Raw genomic sequence first — 15372 nt, 5'->3', positions numbered from 1 at the left:
AATATGAGGAGGAAAAAACATGTCAAAAACATTACAATCTTTTAATTTACTAAAATGGATTGATGAAAATAAAGAGTTATTAAAACCACCAGTGAATAATAAGGTGATTTGGCAAGATTCAGAGTTTATTGCAATGATTTTAGGAGGTCCAAATAGAAGACGTGATTTTCATGTGGATCCTTCAGATGAATTCTTTTATCAAATAAAAGGCGAATGTTATGTGGAATGTATCACGGAAGAAGGAAAACGTGAAGTCGTTACAGTGAAAGAAGGCGATGTGTTTATGTTACCAGCTATGGTGCCACATTCACCCCATCGCGTTGCAAACACATATGGATTAGTAATTGAAAGGAAGCGTAACCAAGGAGAACTTGAGGATTTTGTTTGGTTCTGCGATGAGTGTAATCATGAAATGCATCGCGTACGGGTCCAATTAAACGATATTGAAAAACAAGTGAAGGAAGCAATTCATAGTTTTAATTCAAATAAGGAAATTCGTGCGTGTAAAAACTGCGGACATATTATGCCGGAAGAAGTGGAGGAATGGAAGTGCGAATAGATTTTCATACACATATTATTCCTGAAACATTTCCGGATTTTGAAGAGAAGTTTGGTGGGGGACGTTGGCCAATATTAAATCGAACTTGTACATGTGGCGCTGCTATTATGGTTGGAGGGAAAAACTTTCGCGATGTGACAGATCAAGTATGGTGTCCAGAGAAAAGAATTGAAGATATGGATCGAGAAGGTGTTGATATACAGGTATTATCACCAATTCCTGTTACATTTTCCTATTGGGCAAAACCAGAAGAAGCGGAAAGTATGGCACGTATTCAAAATGATTTTATTGCGGAAACAGTCCTGGCATATCCAGATCGTTTTGTTGGATTAGGAACAGTACCGATGCAAGATGGAGAAACTGCAGTTCGTGAGATGGAGCGATGCATAACTGAATTAAAGCTACATGGAATTGAAATTGGAACGAATGTAAATGGAAAAAATTTAGATGATCCTTCATTTATTGAATTTTTCCGAATGGCTGAAAAGTGGCAAGTTCCGATCTTTATTCATCCGTGGGAAACACTAGGGCGTGATAGAATGCAGCATCATAATTTGATGTACACTGTCGGAATGCCGAGTGAAACGGCTCTTGCAGCAGCTACACTCATATGGAGTGGAATGATGGAAAAGTTCCAGGGGCTAAAGATTTGTTTTGCGCATGGTGGTGGTTCTTTCCCATATATTTTGCCGCGATTAGATCAAGGATGGCAAGTATGGCCACATCTGAGACTGACTACATATCCTCCTAGTTATTATGCAAAGAAATTTTATTTTGATTCTTTAAACTATGATCCAATCAATCTTAAATATATGATAGAGCGTTTTGGTTATGAAAAGATTTTCATGGGATCGGATTATCCATTTTTACTACGGGAAATTCATCCAGGTAAAGTGATTGACGAGACACTTGAGTTATCAGAGGAACAAAAGGAAGCTATGCTCGGTGAAAATGCGGCCAATTTTTTAAATATTGATATGAAAAAAAGAGGTGTAGTATATGCAGAAAGTACAAACACCGGAGAGTAAATTAAACGAAATGGGATTCATGCTACCAGAAATTCGCCCGGCGGTTGGTAATTATGTTGGGTGCGTAAGAGTGGGGAATTTATTGTTTACTGCTGGACAAGGTGTTGATGAGTACCACGGAAAATTAGGTAAGGATGTATCAATAGAAAATGGATATAAGGCAGCGAGACAATCTATGTTGAACTTATTAAGTGTTGTAAAGCAGGAACTTGGTGATTTAAATAAGGTGAAACGAGTTGTGAAGTTGCTTGGCTTTGTAAATAGTACGGAGGATTTTATAGATCAGCCAAAAGTGATGAACGGTGCATCTGACTTATTAGTAGATGTTTTTGGTGAAAAGGGAAAACATGCTCGTTCTGCCGTTGGAATGGCTCAACTACCGAATAACACAACAATTGAAATTGAGATGATTTTAGAAATTGAAGAGTAGGAGGCAAAGAGTATGAATAAAGAACTATTAGCTGAAAAAATGAAAGTGAAAGACGCAAAGTTATTTATTGATGGTCAATATGTTGATGCGATGTCCAGCGAAACGTTTGATACGTTCAATCCATCGACAAATAGGAAACTCGCCTCTGTTGCACAAGCAAATGAAGAGGATGTTAAGAGAGCAATAGACGTGGCACAAAGAACGTTTACAAGCGGCATCTGGAGTAAAATGCCTGTGGAAGAACGCTCAGAAATTTTATGTAAAATGTCCGATTTGATTATGGAAAAAGTGAATGAGTTAGCATATATTGAAACACTTGATGTTGGGAAGCCGATAAAAGAGAGCCAGGGCTTTGATATTCCGCGTTCCGCACATAATTTTCGTTTCTTTGCTGAGATGGCAAAGTATATGGTGCATGAACATTATGATAAGCATAACTTTATGTCGTATGTAAAATATGCACCGGCGGGTGTAACAAGTTTAATTATTCCTTGGAATTTACCATTTATGCAGATGACATGGAAGGCATCGGCTGCACTTGCTGCTGGAAATACAGTGGTTGTGAAACCTGCTTCTTATACACCGCTCAGCGCTGTTATGCTCGGTGAAATTGCGAATGAAGCTGGATTACCTCCAGGTGTACTGAATATTATTACAGGACCAGGAAGTACGGTGGGAACGAAAATGACAACACATCCTTCTGTAAGGCGTATTTCATTTGTAGGGGAAAGCAATACAGGGAAAACAATTATGCGAAATGCTTCTGAAAACTTAATACCAGTTTCGTTAGAATTAGGCGGGAAATCCGCGAATATTGTATTTGAAGATGCCGATTTAGATGAAGCGGTACAAGGATCGATTGAAGCGATTTATCGGAATCAAGGAGAAATTTGTTTAGCGGGTTCAAGATTACTCATACAAGAAAGCGTATATGACCAGTTTTTAGAGAAATTCGTTACAGTTGTGAAAAAGATAAAAGTGGGAAATCCTCTTGATGAAGAGACAGATATGGGGGCACTTGTGTCAGCATCGCATTTAGAAATAGTTGATAATTATGTGAAAATAGGTCTTTCCGAGGGGGCGAAATTAGCTCACGGTGGAAAAAGAATCGAGAGCTTAGCACAAGGGAATTTCTATGAACCGACTGTATTATATGATGTTGATAACCGTATGCGCGTAGCTCAAGAAGAGATTTTCGGTCCAGTTTTAGTTGTTATTCCATTTAAAACAGAAGAAGATGCAATTCGTATTGCAAATGATTCTATTTATGGTTTAGCGGGAGTTGTTTGGACAAATGATCTTAGAAGAGCACAACGAGTAGTTTCGCAAATTGATTCAGGATTATTATGGATTAATTGTTGGTATGTTCGGGATTTACGTACCCCGTTCGGTGGTTCTAAGGCAAGTGGTATTGGCAGGGAAGGTGGACGCCATAGTTTTGAATTTTATACGGAAGCTAAGACAGTTACGATGAAATTATAAATTGAATTTCCATCAGTAGAATGGTATTTCCACTGATGGGTTATAAATATAGATTTTAAAAATGAGGTGAGATAAATGCAAGTGTTAATAAAAGAATTAGCCGACGAACTATTGCAGGCTGAACAATCGTGTAAAGCGATTTCTCCTTTTACGGAAAGGTATCCAAATTTATCTGTTTCAGATTCATATAACATTCAGCTCGAAGTAGTAGGGCGGAAGCTAAAACAAGGACGTAAAGTGATTGGGAAAAAAGTTGGGCTTACGAGCACTGCAATGCAACAAATGCTTGGAGTAGATGAACCTGATTACGGACATTTACTAGATGATATGAAAGTAGAAAGTGGAAGTACAATTTCGGTAGATTCATTTGTATCTCCAAAAGTAGAAGCAGAAATCGGATTTGTTTTAGCAGAGGATTTAAGTGGTCCTAATATTACATATGTAGACGTGTTAATGGCAACGAAATATATTGTACCAACACTTGAAATTATTGATAGTCGTATTGCGGATTGGAAGATTAAGCTTGCTGATACAGTGGCAGATAACGGTTCATCTGCGAAAGTAGTCGTTGGCAATACGTTTTCTAACGTCAATGAAGTAGATTTACGTACGGCAGGAATGACGCTTTATAAAAATAATCGTTTACTTGCTACTGGAGCGGGAGCGGCGGCATTAGGACATCCTGCACAAGCTGTTGCTTGGTTAGCAAATAAACTTAGTGAATTTCATATTTCGTTGAAGGCTGGGGAGTTAATTTTACCGGGTGCGTTATCTGGCGCTGTTTCAGTTCAAGGCAATGATATAATTCGAGCTGATTTCGGTTCCCTTGGTTCGGTTTCTATTAAATTTGTATAGTCCTATGATCGTGTGAAAAGGAGGGGATATATGTGGGGAAAGTGAAAGCCGCTATTATCGGTTCTGGAAATATTGGTACGGATTTAATGTATAAATTAAGAAAAAGTGAAGTAATTGAAATGACAGCCATGATTGGAATAGATTCTGAATCAGATGGATTAAAGCGGGCTAAGAGCGAAGGATATGAGACTTTTGATAACGGTATACAAGCAATCATTGAGAATCCTAACATAGCAGATGTTGTATTTGATGCAACGTCTGCCAAAGCTCATATTCGTCATGCAGAAGTCTTAAGAGGGCTAGGGAAACTAGTAATTGACTTGACACCAGCAGCATGTGGTCCGTTTGTTTGCCCAGCAGTACAAGATGATAATCATGTAGAAGCGCGGAATGTCAATATGATTACATGCGGTGGGCAAGCAACAATTCCAATTGTCCATGCTATTAATGAAGTAGCGGATGTTGCGTATGCAGAAATAGTTGCTACAATTTCTAGTTTAAGTGCAGGTCCAGGTACACGGGCAAATATTGATGAATTTACGATTACAACAAGGCGTGGGATTGAAGAAGTTGGAGGAGCAGATTGTGGAAAAGCGCTTATTATATTAAATCCTGCCGATCCTCCTATCCTAATGAGAGATACAGTATATTGCGAAGTCAAACATATGGATGAATTATCTATTAGGCAAGCGATTTATAAGATGGTTGAAGTAGTTAGGTCATACGTTCCAGGATATGCTTTAAAACAAGAGCCAATGTTTGATGAGAACCGTGTCACTGTATTTTTAGAGGTAGAAGGAGCGGGAGATTACTTTCCTCCTTACGCTGGTAATTTAGATATTATGACAGCAGCGGCATTAAAAGTTGGTGAAGGATATGCGTGCCGAATAATTGTAGATCAGAAGCGAGGTGTGATGAATGAAACGAAATAGTGATATGCCGATTAAAATAACTGAAGTTTGTTTACGTGATGGAAGTCATGTGATGAGGCATCAATTTACAGAGGAGCAAGTTCGTTCCGTAACTAGGTCGCTGGATGAGGCGGGTATGCATTATATTGAAGTTAGTCATGGGGATGGATTAGGCGGTTCTACTTTACAATATGGAAAATCGTTAGTAGATGAAATGAAGCTCATTGAAGCGGCAGTAGAAGAATGTAGACAGGCAAAGGTAGCTGTTTTACTTATTCCCGGCATTGGCACTGTCCATGAATTAAAACAAGCAGAAAGCATTGGAGCAAGACTTGTTCGTGTAGCAACTCATGTAACGGAAGCAGATGTTTCTGCACAACATATTCATTTGGCGCGGGAGTTAGGTATGGAAGTGTGCGGGTTTTTAATGATGGCACATTCGGCACCGGTTGAGAAATTAGTAGAACAAGCAAAGCTTATGGAAAACTATGGAGCGCAAGCTGTTTATGTAACAGATTCAGCTGGGGCTTTATTACCACATGAAGTACGGGAGCGAATTCAGGCATTACGTCAATCTTTAAATATTGAAATTGGCTTTCATGGCCATAATAATCTTTCTGTTGCAGTAGCAAATACAGTTGCGGCAATTGAAGGAGGTGCAACTCGTATTGATGGAAGTGTTCGTTGCCTTGGAGCCGGAGCTGGGAATGCGCAAACTGAGGTATTGTTAGCTGTATTAGATCGCATGGGATATAAGGTAGATATAGATTTGTATAAAATGATGGACTTAGCAGAAGATATTGTCGCTCCTCTATTACCAGGACCACAAGAAATTCAAAAAGGTAGTCTTGTAATGGGTTACGCCGGTGTATATTCAAGCTTTTTACTACATGCTGAGAGAGCAGCTCATAGATTTGGCGTAGATGCTCGTGATATTTTAATTGAACTTGGTAAACGAAAAATAGTTGGCGGACAAGAAGATATGATTTTAGATGTCGCAGTTGAATTAGCGAAGATAAAAACGGGGGTGTAAAATATGGCTTTAGTTAAAGGTGCAGATTCAGAGATTATTGAATATTTACTTCAAGCAGAGAGAGAAAGAAAAGAAGTGGTGAAAGTAACGGATCAGCATCCGGATCTAACAGTGGAAGATGCTTACATATTGCAAAAACAATTAGTAGAACAAAAGATGAAGGAAGGATCCAAACGAGTTGGTGTAAAGCTTGGGTTAACGAGTAAAGCGAAGCAACAAATGATGGGGATTGATGAAGCGATTTACGGTTATTTATTATGTGATATGTTAGCGTTTGAATGGGAACCCGTGCAGTATGAAACGTTAATCCATCCAAAAGTAGAACCAGAGATTGCTTTTTTAATGGGAGAGGATTTACAAGGTACTAGCGTTACAGCGGATGAGGTATTAAAAGCAACGAAATATATTACGCCAGCTTTGGAGATTATTGATAGTCGTTATTTAAATTTTAAATTTACACTGCCTGATGTAATCTCGGATAATTGTTCATCTTCAAAGTTTGTATTAGGAAGTAAATGGATTCATACTGAGGAAATGGATTTAGCGAATGTCGGGATGGTTATGTCGAAAAATGGTAAAGTGGCTACAACTGGAACAGGAGCAGCTGTACTTGGACATCCAGCAACTGCAATTGCCTGGGCAGTAAATAAGCTTGGATTACAAAATGAAGGGTTGAAAAAAGGTGATATTGTATTAAGTGGTGCACTATCTGAAGCGATTGCGTTCAAAGCAGGTGACGCTATTATTGCACAGTTTGAAGGTTTGGGTAGTGTATCAATGTTTTGTGAATAAAGAGTAAAGCGAGAGATGGATATGCCGATTGTACAAATTCAAGTAATTGAGGGTAGAAAACAGGAGCAAATTCAAAATCTCATTTCGAATGTTACAGATGCGGTTGCAAAAAGTTTGGATGTGGATGCTGAACGTGTACGCGTACTAGTAAATGAGATTCCAGGTTCGCATTGGGGTGTTGGGGGAAAGGTGAAGGGTAGTGTGGAAGGGAAATAGGTTTTCTGAAGTAAAAGCAATTCTTATTAAAACTAAGAATTGCTTTTTTATTTGAAAATATCAGGAAATTATGATAATATATCTTTCTGATTTAAAAGATATAAGGGGGAGAAAGGTATGCAAATACTATTAATTCGGCACGGAGAGTCAGAAGCAGATATTTTAAACGTACATGAAGGAAGAGCGGATTTTGAATTAACGGAAATGGGCAGAAGGCAAGTGGGAAGTTTAGTGCAAAAAGTGAAAAACGACTTTCCGCCAGATTTTATATGGGCAAGTACATTAAAAAGGGCGCGAGAAACTGCTGAAATATTAGCGAAAACCGTTGGGTGCTCAGTGAAATTGGAAGAAGAATTAATGGAATTTAATAATGGTGTACAGGCTGGATTGTCCTTTGAAGAAGCAAAAAAGTATCCAGAGCCAAAATTTCTTCATGATCGTTTTGAAAATGGGGAATCATTCATAGAATTTCGAATGAGGATTGAAACGATATTTTCCAAGATTGTGACAGAAAATAAGTATGAACGAATTGCGATTGTTGCTCATGGTGGGGTAATTAATAGTTTATTACGCGCTTTTTTTCAAATGCCAATCAACATGGATTATTATTTTAAAATGGGAGATACGGGAATTAGCTTAATTGAACTTACGGATAAAGGAAAGGTAATTCACTTTATCAACGATACGAGTCATTTAGAAAATATATAGGGGAAATCCTGTTATACAAAATAGGATTTTTTTGTTTGTAGAGTTGTACTTATCTAGAGTAAGAGAATAGTTTAGATGAAAATGTATTACATCTAAACTGGATAAATGTTCTAAAAAATCGAATATTTTTATTGAAATGCTCTTGCAATAAAATAGAGAAAATGAGTATAATGAAAAAATAATTAGTTAAGCTAATTACTTTGAAGAGAGATATGGAATCAAAGAGAAAAACAATAGGAAAGGAGGAACTAGGATCGATGAGTTCAAAAAATGATTCGCTTCCCTTAGGGATAGAGCCCTATGCAAAGTTGATAAAAAAGACAGCATTAGAGGACACCGATCCGATAGCGGCAAAACTTGGTTTATTGATGTTATGGACATCTGATAATGTTTTAGATGCAGTTGATATGGATTTAGCGCCACTTGGAATTTCTGAAAGTAAATTAGATTTTCTATTGCTATTTATTTTACGCGAAATTGAAATGAATGAGGAAGAAGGTAGTATGAGTCCTTCATCTATTGCAAATCGCCTAGGAATTACGCGCGCTTCGGTCACTGGATTATTAGATTGGATGGAAAAACGAGCATTCGTTGAAAGATACCATCATTCTGAAGATCGCAGAAGGTTAAAGGTGAAAATTACTCCAAAAGGAAGAGAGTTTACTTTTCTTTCTTTACCGGTTTTTTGGTCTTCGTGTGCATCACTAGTTGATGAATTTAATCAAGAAGAACGTCAAATATTAGAAAAATTATTAAATAAAATGCAAAAAAGTATGCAATCAAAACTAGGAGAAGGTAGATAAATGAGTTGATTATAATAGTCAACTTATTTTATTTAACTATATAATTAGGTTGGCTTATTATATGTATAACTAACGAAATGTGAGGCGGTGATGAAATAAGCAAACAAACATTTTGTTTCTAAAAAGAGAGTTGAAAAGTACTAAGTTAAGTGGTGAACGTAAAAAGCGATAAATTTTTATGATTTCATCTTAGGAATTTTTGAGGGGTGGAGTGTAAAAAAATTATTAATCTAAATGACAATCTTATTAAAGAGAGGGATTTTATAATGCAAATATCAAAAGAACTGAATGTTGTAAGGAATTATGCGTTGATGACAGCTGTTCTATGCTGGTCGGGTATGGCAGTTATGTCAAGTCTTTATGTTACAATCCCTTTGATTCAGTTATTTACAGAATTTTACAATGTTTCATTAACGCAATCTGCAGTTACTGGTAGTATATTTTCGCTTGGTTTTGCTATCGGCTGTTTGCTATTTGGTGCGATATCTGATAAATATGGTCGAAAGAAAGTCATTCTAATTGGGCTAATTGGATTAGCGAGTATTTCCTTTTTATTGGGGTTAGTCAATAGTCTATCTTGGCTTATTGTCCTTCGCGGATTACAAGGTATAGCGGCAGCTACTTTTTCTCCAGTAGCGCTACCTTACATTGTAGAATCGTTTCCAGTAGAAAAGAAGGTTACAAGCATAGGATTTGTTAGTACTGGCTTTCTAGTAGCTGGAATTGTAGGTCAAGTTATGAGTACTGTAATTAGTCAATATTTTGGATGACATATGGTGTTCTTTCTTCTTAGTAGCGTATATATAGTTACTGCCTTAGGGATTCATTATTCTCTTCCGAAAGGAGAGTCTTCTCAATCATACACGGATATATTAGGACCACTGAAACAAATGGGGAAGGTCTTTACGCATAAAAATTTAGTATTAAACTATGTGATCGCATTTGTCTTATTAATGGCGTTTGTAAATATGTATACTGTTTTAGGAAACTATTTAAGCTCTTCTAACTTTCATTTAAATACAGAACAAATTCTTTACATTCGCTTAGCGGGATTATTTGGAATGTTGTTTTCACCAATTGCAGGACGTTTAACAAAGCGATTCGGAGTTCAGCAGGTTCTTCGAGGAGGATTATTAATCGCCATACTTAGTCTAGGGTCATTAGGGTTTATTTCTAGTCTTCCTATTCTTATCATTATGAGTGTATGTTTTGTTATTGGGATTGCCTTATCTGTTCCAGCTTTGGTTACTCTTGTTGGTCAATTAGGTGGAAAATCAAGAGGAATAGCAGTTTCTATTTATACTTTCATTTTATTTTTAGGAACAAGCATAGGGCCTGTCATCTCTATTTACCTTATGAAAGTAGGCGGATATTCTTAAACTTTTGTGTTATTAGGATTAATACTCTGTGTCGGTTTGCTTTCTTCTTTTTTCATTAACGAAGAATCTACGTTTGATGGGGTTTAAAATCAATTCATATAGAAATGAGTTAGATGTTGATGTTAAGTGACAATAAAGTTATTTAATCTTAATGCTCTAAACACATATAACATTGTCCGAAAATGGAATGCTGTTCAAGAAATAGTCGTATAGTTTTCTTCATTCAGTATTCATTTTGCTCAAAATCAACAACAATAAAGTCATTTCTGTAATGCTTAAAGAAAAGAATGCACTATTCTCCCATTTCTTCTAAATCGATGAGAGAATAGTGAATTTGAAACTTCTTCACCTGGTCGATTGAAATCTCCTATTACTTCTTAATTTCAATTGCTGAAGCTTTATCGTTCCAATCTGCAGCCATATTAGCAGTTTTACCATACCAATCGGAGTGTCTAAATAAGACTCCTTTGCCATATCCTTGAGTTGAAGTATGTTCCCACAGCGTCGTCGAATAACTTGCAGAAGGAGACGCTGTACTTACGGAAGAAATTCTGTCATTCCAGCTAGAAGGCAAGTTTTTAAACCCACTGCTCCAATAAATATACTGTCCACCTTTATTTTTATGCTCATAGAAATCGGTACTACCAGCTCCGCTACCTAGGGGCTTTACTGGGCTTTGAAGTCTTTGTTTATCTTTTTCAATAAAAGCCTCCAAGGTTTCTCTGCTCGTAAAACCATACGCCAACCAATCTCCATTTGTATTTTGTTTAGGCAGAACCATAGTTATTTTTACGTCTTCGTTGGATTTGTTATTCAATTTGGCAAACGAATCCACATTCTTTCCATCTACAGTTAAATAGTCGAATGATTTAATCGTATAATCTTTTTCTGCATTTGCTGATACTGTTCCAAGCCCTCCAGTTAATGCAAAACCAGCCGCTAATGCTCCTACTACTAACTTCTTAAACATACAAACATCCCCTTTTTGCTTAGATTTTTTCGTAAAACCAGAATGTAAGTTAGTTTCGTGATTTTGTGAATCTTCAGAAAATTTATAAATAAAAAGCGGAATATTCGTTGTTTTTTGGTTAATTTTTAGAAAAAAATACATTACTGACTTTTTTAATAAAAGATATTAGTGCAGTGTTCTTGAGGAGTTATAAAGCTGGTTGTTAATAAGTGGTGTACTCAAAAAGAATCTAATATAATAGGAATTCATTTTGAATAATGAATGAGTAATAAAAACTTATTCGAATAAAGAAATACAAGGGTCCTTAATATGTTCAACTAATAAAATATGAATTTGTCCACGATGGTGATAGAAGTGTGCAACAATTTCAAGTAACCACTCAAAACGAGAATAGGAAACACCCCAATACACAGTCATAATTTCAGCTAGTTCATCATTTGAATAGGATAGAAATGTTTTAGAAAGAAGTTCATATCCTTGGAGCATCGTTTTCTGCATTTGAGCAATTGTTTTTGGAGCATGTTCTAGATGAAAGGTATGTAATTCTTCTTGTGTAGCACCATTTAGAATGAGTAAATCTGCATGACAAATGAGTGAAAGATGAGTACATATTTCAAATAACGATCGTTTAGTTTGAATTGGTTTACTTTGCAAATCTAATTCGGTGAGTTGATTAAGCATTTTTATATAGGTATCAATAGCAACTTCAAGTTGGTGTAATGCAGCTTGAACAAACATTGTAATTCTCCCCATCTCCGTATATAATAGTGTCTTAAGAGAATTATATCATATTAAAAATTCCGAAAATTCTAGTAGTTTGACTAGAAAAATGAAAAGTATTATATTGTAAAAGGTCATATTAAACGAGAAATAGAATGGCAAGCAATTATTGAGTTAGGAGTTTAGACCGATGAGTTCGAGATATGGAAGAGATACAATTGTTGAAGTGAATTTAGATACTGTAAAACATAACGTGAGAGAATTTAAAAAACGTGTAAACGATGAAAATATTATAATGATGGCAGCTGTAAAAGCCAATGGGTATGGCCATGGATCAGTTGAAGTTGCAAAAGCAGCAATTGAAGCTGGAATTAATCAACTTGCTGTTGCATTTGTGGATGAAGGTATCGAACTGCGCGAGGCAGGAGTTACAGTGCCAATTTTAGTTTTAGGCTATACACCAGTGGAAGCAGCTGAAGATGCTATTAGGTATGATATTATGATGACGGTATATAGAATAGAAGATTTAAAAGGTATCAATGAAATCGCTAAGCGATTTGAAAAGAAAGCACGTATTCAAGTGAAAATCGATACAGGAATGAGCCGTATTGGTTTACAAGAAGAGGAAGTCGTGCCGTTTTTAGAAGAACTAAAAAACATGAAGTGTATAGAAGTAGAAGGTATGTTTACCCATTACTCTACAGCTGATGAAATTGATAAAACATATACAAATATGCAAACGAGTTTATTTGAGAAAGCTGTAAATACAGCGAAAGACATGGGAGTTCATCTTCCGTACATCCATAGTTCAAATAGTGCTGGATCAATGGAACTTAGCAATACATTTCAAAATATGGTTCGTGTTGGGATTGGGATTTACGGCATGTACCCTTCAAGAGAAGTAGATCATACAGTTGTATCTTTGCAGCCAATATTGTCATTAAAGTCGAAAGTGGCTCATATTAAGCACTCGAAACAAGATCGTGGTGTAAGTTATGGAAATACGTATGTAACAACTGGTGAGGAATGGATTGCGACTGTTCCGATTGGCTATGCAGATGGTTATAATCGTCAATTATCTAATAAAGGGCATGCGTTAGTGAATGGAATTCGTGTACCAGTTCTTGGCCGCGTTTGTATGGATCAATTAATGTTAGATGTTACGAAAGCGATGCCTGTACATGTAGGAGATGAAGTAGTTTTCTACGGTAAACAAGGTGAGGAAGAAATTCCTGTAGAGGAAATTGCAGATTTACTTGGTACAATTAACTATGAAGTGACTTGTATGCTAGATCGAAGAATTCCGCGCGTTTATAAAGAAAATGGTGAAACGACTGCTGTTGTAAATATATTAAGAAAAAAGTAAATGAAAAAAGGGCTGAATCATGATGTGATGATTCAGCCCTTTTTGTTTTACTTATTTTAATAAATTATAATAATCATATTTTGTAGTAACTTCAAATCCGCATTGTGTATAAAGCTTAAGAGCATTAGTGTTTTTTGTTTCAACTTCTAATTCAATCTTCTTATGTCCTTCAGCTAATAACTGATGTACGATGGATTGTAACATGCTTTTTCCATACCCTTTTCCTTGATGAGAAGGATGTACAGCAAATCCGGATAAGGAAGTAAATTCTTTTTGCTTGTTCACTGTAATGGTCCCTACTGGCTGTTTATTAATGAGAGAAATATAGACTAAGCGAGTAGGTGATGAAATCATTTTTTGTAACCATGCGGATGTGTTTGTGAATGAGTCTCCAAAAGCTTTACTAGAGATTTCTAATAAAGTAGGGAATGTTTCTGTAGATGCAGGAATAAGCTCAAGCGTATTTTTTTGTCCTGTCGTTTGTTCTGTATCTAACTGAAATTCCATACTGTACTCACTATACAAGTATGGTAATTTGGCTTTTTCAGCAAATTCTCTTCCTGATGTTGATGACCCGTTTATGATAAGTAAGACTTCATCAACATCTCGTTTTTGAATTTCTTCCATCGCTGTCTGTAAAAGAGTACTTCCTACTTTTTGTTTTCTGAAATGAGGGTGTACGAAGCCTGTTAACTCAAGTTTCGTTGGTCTTTCAAATTCATACATACTTAACAAGCCGATTAATTGTTCATTGTTATAAAAAAGAAAATCGTTTAGCTGATTTTTTTTCCGGTGTGTAAGAATATTGACATGTAAATCTGTTGGATAGTCGATGCCATCACTTAACTTACAAACATCGGCTAAATCTATGATCTGCTGGATTTCAGCCGTTGTTAATGTTTTCTTCTTTTGAATCAGCATATTGTAATCTCCTTAAGAGTATTTTAAAAGTAAATTGGGTGTTGTAACCATTCCTCTAAATCAACACTTCCTTGAACGGATAGTAATCGATATAAATAGCGGTAAGGCGCTCTACATTGCTGTAAATTTGGAATAGGTATAATGGTTTCGTAACCTTTTCGGAAAGCATGGGCTTCTTTCTTTGTAAATACGTATTCTAGGCCGATGAAATCAAGTTCTCTTGGTGCAATGGCATAGGCTTCTGTATCAACTAGTCCAGTAATTACTAGGCCATCTGTTAGAAATTGAGTTGGATCCATATCAATTAAAACGAGTGTTGTTTCCTGCGGTGTAGGTAGTGATTGGATCTGTGCTTGGAACACTTCAAATGCTGTGCGTATTTTTGAATTATTAAAATGAAACTTCTCTACAAGTTGTCTACTTACTTCGGTTATATGGTGCTGAAATTGATGAAGGGGAACTTGAGTAGTTTTAGCTGGATTTCCTACAAAATTTGCTTTAAAAGTATGAATTTGTGCTAACCCTTTCCCAAAGCTATGTAAAACAGAATCCGGTTGTCCGATAAATGATTTGAGTACTTGGCCCTTTAACTTCTCAACGACAACATATTCGCGGTCTAGTATATGTTTCTGTAAGATAGTTGGGATAGGAAGTGCTGTATGTTCTTGCAATAGTTTGTGTATTGTTTCTAAATTATGCACATTTCTTGGATCAATCCCAAATAGTTGTTTACATCCCCACCAAAAATCATTGTTAGGTTCTTCTTTCATCTTAGAAGATCGAACGACGACTTCTTCATTTTCTATTTTTACGAGCCAGACGTCACTTGCATGATCTTCGTAACCTGGATGTAAGGTGTCTATAGATAGAATAGGAGAGGTGAATAGTTGTTGGAACATGAAGATTCTCCTTTTTCTGTGAATTTAATAAATTCATTATATAACATAGTAAGAAATAAATAGCGAATAATTTCTAAATTAGATAAATATGGATATTGTAATGAGGGGGATCAATAATATAAAAATTGCTAAAAGTTGAGTGTTTATTTGAAAAAAGTGAGGAAACAACTGGGGGTTGGGACTATATAAAAATTGGATTTCTCTATTTTTATAAGAATAATCCAAAAAGTTTTTTTCAATCTTTTTAATAGATTATTAAATCTGATTCAGTAGGAACTTAGCTAGAGATCTTGAATTTGT

Annotated in this window: 16 protein-coding genes and 1 pseudogene; 13 read left to right on the top strand and 4 right to left on the bottom strand. The window is 36.1% G+C overall.

Features of this window, described 5'->3' with window-relative positions:
* Nucleotides 1–19: 19 nt before the first annotated feature.
* The 12 genes and pseudogenes from nbaC to AZF08_RS20000 all read left to right on the top strand — a co-directional run bounded on the left by nbaC (nucleotide 20) and on the right by AZF08_RS20000 (nucleotide 10283).
* Complete coding sequence (gene nbaC / locus AZF08_RS20055) at nucleotides 20–559, top strand: 3-hydroxyanthranilate 3,4-dioxygenase (RefSeq protein ID WP_033673667.1); 540 nt, start codon at nucleotides 20–22, stop codon at nucleotides 557–559.
* Nucleotides 544–1587 carry an amidohydrolase family protein gene (locus AZF08_RS20050; RefSeq protein WP_033673668.1) on the top strand — a complete coding sequence of 348 codons (1044 nt, stop codon included), beginning with the start codon at nucleotides 544–546 and terminating at the stop codon, nucleotides 1585–1587. Before nbaC ends, AZF08_RS20050 begins: the two co-directional genes overlap by 16 nt.
* Nucleotides 1559–2017: a RidA family protein gene (locus AZF08_RS20045; RefSeq protein ID WP_033673669.1), complete on the top strand. Its 459-nt coding sequence runs from the start codon at nucleotides 1559–1561 to the stop codon at nucleotides 2015–2017. Before AZF08_RS20050 ends, AZF08_RS20045 begins: the two co-directional genes overlap by 29 nt.
* Nucleotides 2018–2029: 12 nt before the next feature.
* Nucleotides 2030–3499, top strand: coding sequence for an aldehyde dehydrogenase (locus AZF08_RS20040; protein WP_033673670.1), 1470 nt, complete (start codon nucleotides 2030–2032; stop codon nucleotides 3497–3499).
* 75 nt (nucleotides 3500–3574) lie between these two features.
* Entirely contained in the window at nucleotides 3575–4354 is a 780-nt protein-coding gene (locus AZF08_RS20035) for a 2-keto-4-pentenoate hydratase (protein WP_033673671.1), read from the top strand.
* Nucleotides 4355–4386: 32 nt separating this feature from the next.
* Entirely contained in the window at nucleotides 4387–5286 is a 900-nt protein-coding gene (locus AZF08_RS20030) for an acetaldehyde dehydrogenase (acetylating) (RefSeq protein ID WP_033673672.1), read from the top strand.
* Nucleotides 5273–6298 carry a 4-hydroxy-2-oxovalerate aldolase gene (gene dmpG / locus AZF08_RS20025; protein WP_033673673.1) on the top strand — a complete coding sequence of 342 codons (1026 nt, stop codon included), beginning with the start codon at nucleotides 5273–5275 and terminating at the stop codon, nucleotides 6296–6298. Before AZF08_RS20030 ends, dmpG begins: the two co-directional genes overlap by 14 nt.
* A gap of 3 nt (nucleotides 6299–6301) precedes the next feature.
* Nucleotides 6302–7090 (top strand): 2-keto-4-pentenoate hydratase, encoded by a 789-nt coding sequence (locus tag AZF08_RS20020; protein WP_033673674.1) that lies wholly within the window; start codon nucleotides 6302–6304, stop codon nucleotides 7088–7090.
* 15 nt (nucleotides 7091–7105) lie between these two features.
* Entirely contained in the window at nucleotides 7106–7306 is a 201-nt protein-coding gene (locus tag AZF08_RS20015; RefSeq protein WP_265182895.1) for a 4-oxalocrotonate tautomerase, read from the top strand.
* Between the two features lie 117 nt (nucleotides 7307–7423).
* Nucleotides 7424–8014, top strand: a complete 591-nt coding sequence (locus AZF08_RS20010; RefSeq protein WP_033673675.1) for a histidine phosphatase family protein — start codon at nucleotides 7424–7426, stop codon at nucleotides 8012–8014.
* 257 nt (nucleotides 8015–8271) lie between these two features.
* Nucleotides 8272–8817 carry a MarR family winged helix-turn-helix transcriptional regulator gene (locus AZF08_RS20005; RefSeq protein ID WP_033673676.1) on the top strand — a complete coding sequence of 182 codons (546 nt, stop codon included), beginning with the start codon at nucleotides 8272–8274 and terminating at the stop codon, nucleotides 8815–8817.
* Nucleotides 8818–9083: 266 nt separating this feature from the next.
* Nucleotides 9084–10283: pseudogene (locus tag AZF08_RS20000) on the top strand (MFS transporter).
* 283 nt (nucleotides 10284–10566) lie between these two features.
* Here AZF08_RS20000 and AZF08_RS19995 read toward each other — a convergent pair.
* Nucleotides 10567–11166, bottom strand: a complete 600-nt coding sequence (locus tag AZF08_RS19995; protein WP_033673783.1) for a hypothetical protein — start codon at nucleotides 11164–11166, stop codon at nucleotides 10567–10569.
* A gap of 276 nt (nucleotides 11167–11442) precedes the next feature.
* Entirely contained in the window at nucleotides 11443–11904 is a 462-nt protein-coding gene (locus AZF08_RS19990; protein ID WP_033673677.1) for a DinB family protein, read from the bottom strand.
* 172 nt (nucleotides 11905–12076) lie between these two features.
* On the opposite strand from AZF08_RS19990, the gene alr reads away from it, so the two are divergent.
* The gene (gene alr, locus AZF08_RS19985; protein WP_033673678.1) at nucleotides 12077–13252 is read left to right on the top strand and encodes an alanine racemase; all 1176 of its coding nucleotides are present in this window, start codon (nucleotides 12077–12079) and stop codon (nucleotides 13250–13252) included.
* A 51-nt stretch (nucleotides 13253–13303) separates the two neighbouring features.
* Here alr and AZF08_RS19980 read toward each other — a convergent pair whose 3' ends face one another.
* Together AZF08_RS19980 and AZF08_RS19975 are read right to left on the bottom strand one after the other, a co-directional pair.
* On the bottom strand, nucleotides 13304–14173 hold the full coding sequence (locus AZF08_RS19980; RefSeq protein WP_033673679.1) for a GNAT family N-acetyltransferase: 870 nt from the start codon (nucleotides 14171–14173) through the stop codon (nucleotides 13304–13306).
* Nucleotides 14174–14196: 23 nt separating this feature from the next.
* Entirely contained in the window at nucleotides 14197–15072 is an 876-nt protein-coding gene (locus AZF08_RS19975) for a phosphotransferase (RefSeq protein ID WP_033673680.1), read from the bottom strand.
* Nucleotides 15073–15372 lie beyond the last annotated feature (300 nt).

Origin of the sequence: Bacillus gaemokensis, assembly GCF_001590835.1 — a bacterium.
GTDB lineage: Bacteria > Bacillota > Bacilli > Bacillales > Bacillaceae_G > Bacillus_A > Bacillus_A gaemokensis.
This window is presented reverse-complemented; position numbering and strand designations above follow the sequence as displayed.

Bases quoted from the DNA above. Each gene is read 5' to 3' on its own strand.
- nbaC (WP_033673667.1), top strand. From the start codon at position 20: ATGTCAAAAACATTACAATCTTTTAATTTACTAAAATGGATTGATGAA.
- AZF08_RS20050 (WP_033673668.1), top strand. From the start codon at position 544: ATGGAAGTGCGAATAGATTTTCATACACATATTATTCCTGAAACATTT.
- AZF08_RS20045 (WP_033673669.1), top strand. From the start codon at position 1,559: ATGCAGAAAGTACAAACACCGGAGAGTAAATTAAACGAAATGGGATTC.
- AZF08_RS20040 (WP_033673670.1), top strand. From the start codon at position 2,030: ATGAATAAAGAACTATTAGCTGAAAAAATGAAAGTGAAAGACGCAAAG.
- AZF08_RS20035 (WP_033673671.1), top strand. From the start codon at position 3,575: ATGCAAGTGTTAATAAAAGAATTAGCCGACGAACTATTGCAGGCTGAA.
- dmpG (WP_033673673.1), top strand. From the start codon at position 5,273: ATGAAACGAAATAGTGATATGCCGATTAAAATAACTGAAGTTTGTTTA.
- AZF08_RS20020 (WP_033673674.1), top strand. From the start codon at position 6,302: ATGGCTTTAGTTAAAGGTGCAGATTCAGAGATTATTGAATATTTACTT.
- AZF08_RS20015 (WP_265182895.1), top strand. From the start codon at position 7,106: ATGGATATGCCGATTGTACAAATTCAAGTAATTGAGGGTAGAAAACAG.
- AZF08_RS20010 (WP_033673675.1), top strand. From the start codon at position 7,424: ATGCAAATACTATTAATTCGGCACGGAGAGTCAGAAGCAGATATTTTA.
- AZF08_RS20005 (WP_033673676.1), top strand. From the start codon at position 8,272: ATGAGTTCAAAAAATGATTCGCTTCCCTTAGGGATAGAGCCCTATGCA.
- AZF08_RS19995 (WP_033673783.1), bottom strand. From the start codon at position 11,166: ATGTTTAAGAAGTTAGTAGTAGGAGCATTAGCGGCTGGTTTTGCATTA.
- AZF08_RS19990 (WP_033673677.1), bottom strand. From the start codon at position 11,904: ATGTTTGTTCAAGCTGCATTACACCAACTTGAAGTTGCTATTGATACC.
- alr (WP_033673678.1), top strand. From the start codon at position 12,077: ATGAGTTCGAGATATGGAAGAGATACAATTGTTGAAGTGAATTTAGAT.
- AZF08_RS19980 (WP_033673679.1), bottom strand. From the start codon at position 14,173: ATGCTGATTCAAAAGAAGAAAACATTAACAACGGCTGAAATCCAGCAG.
- AZF08_RS19975 (WP_033673680.1), bottom strand. From the start codon at position 15,072: ATGTTCCAACAACTATTCACCTCTCCTATTCTATCTATAGACACCTTA.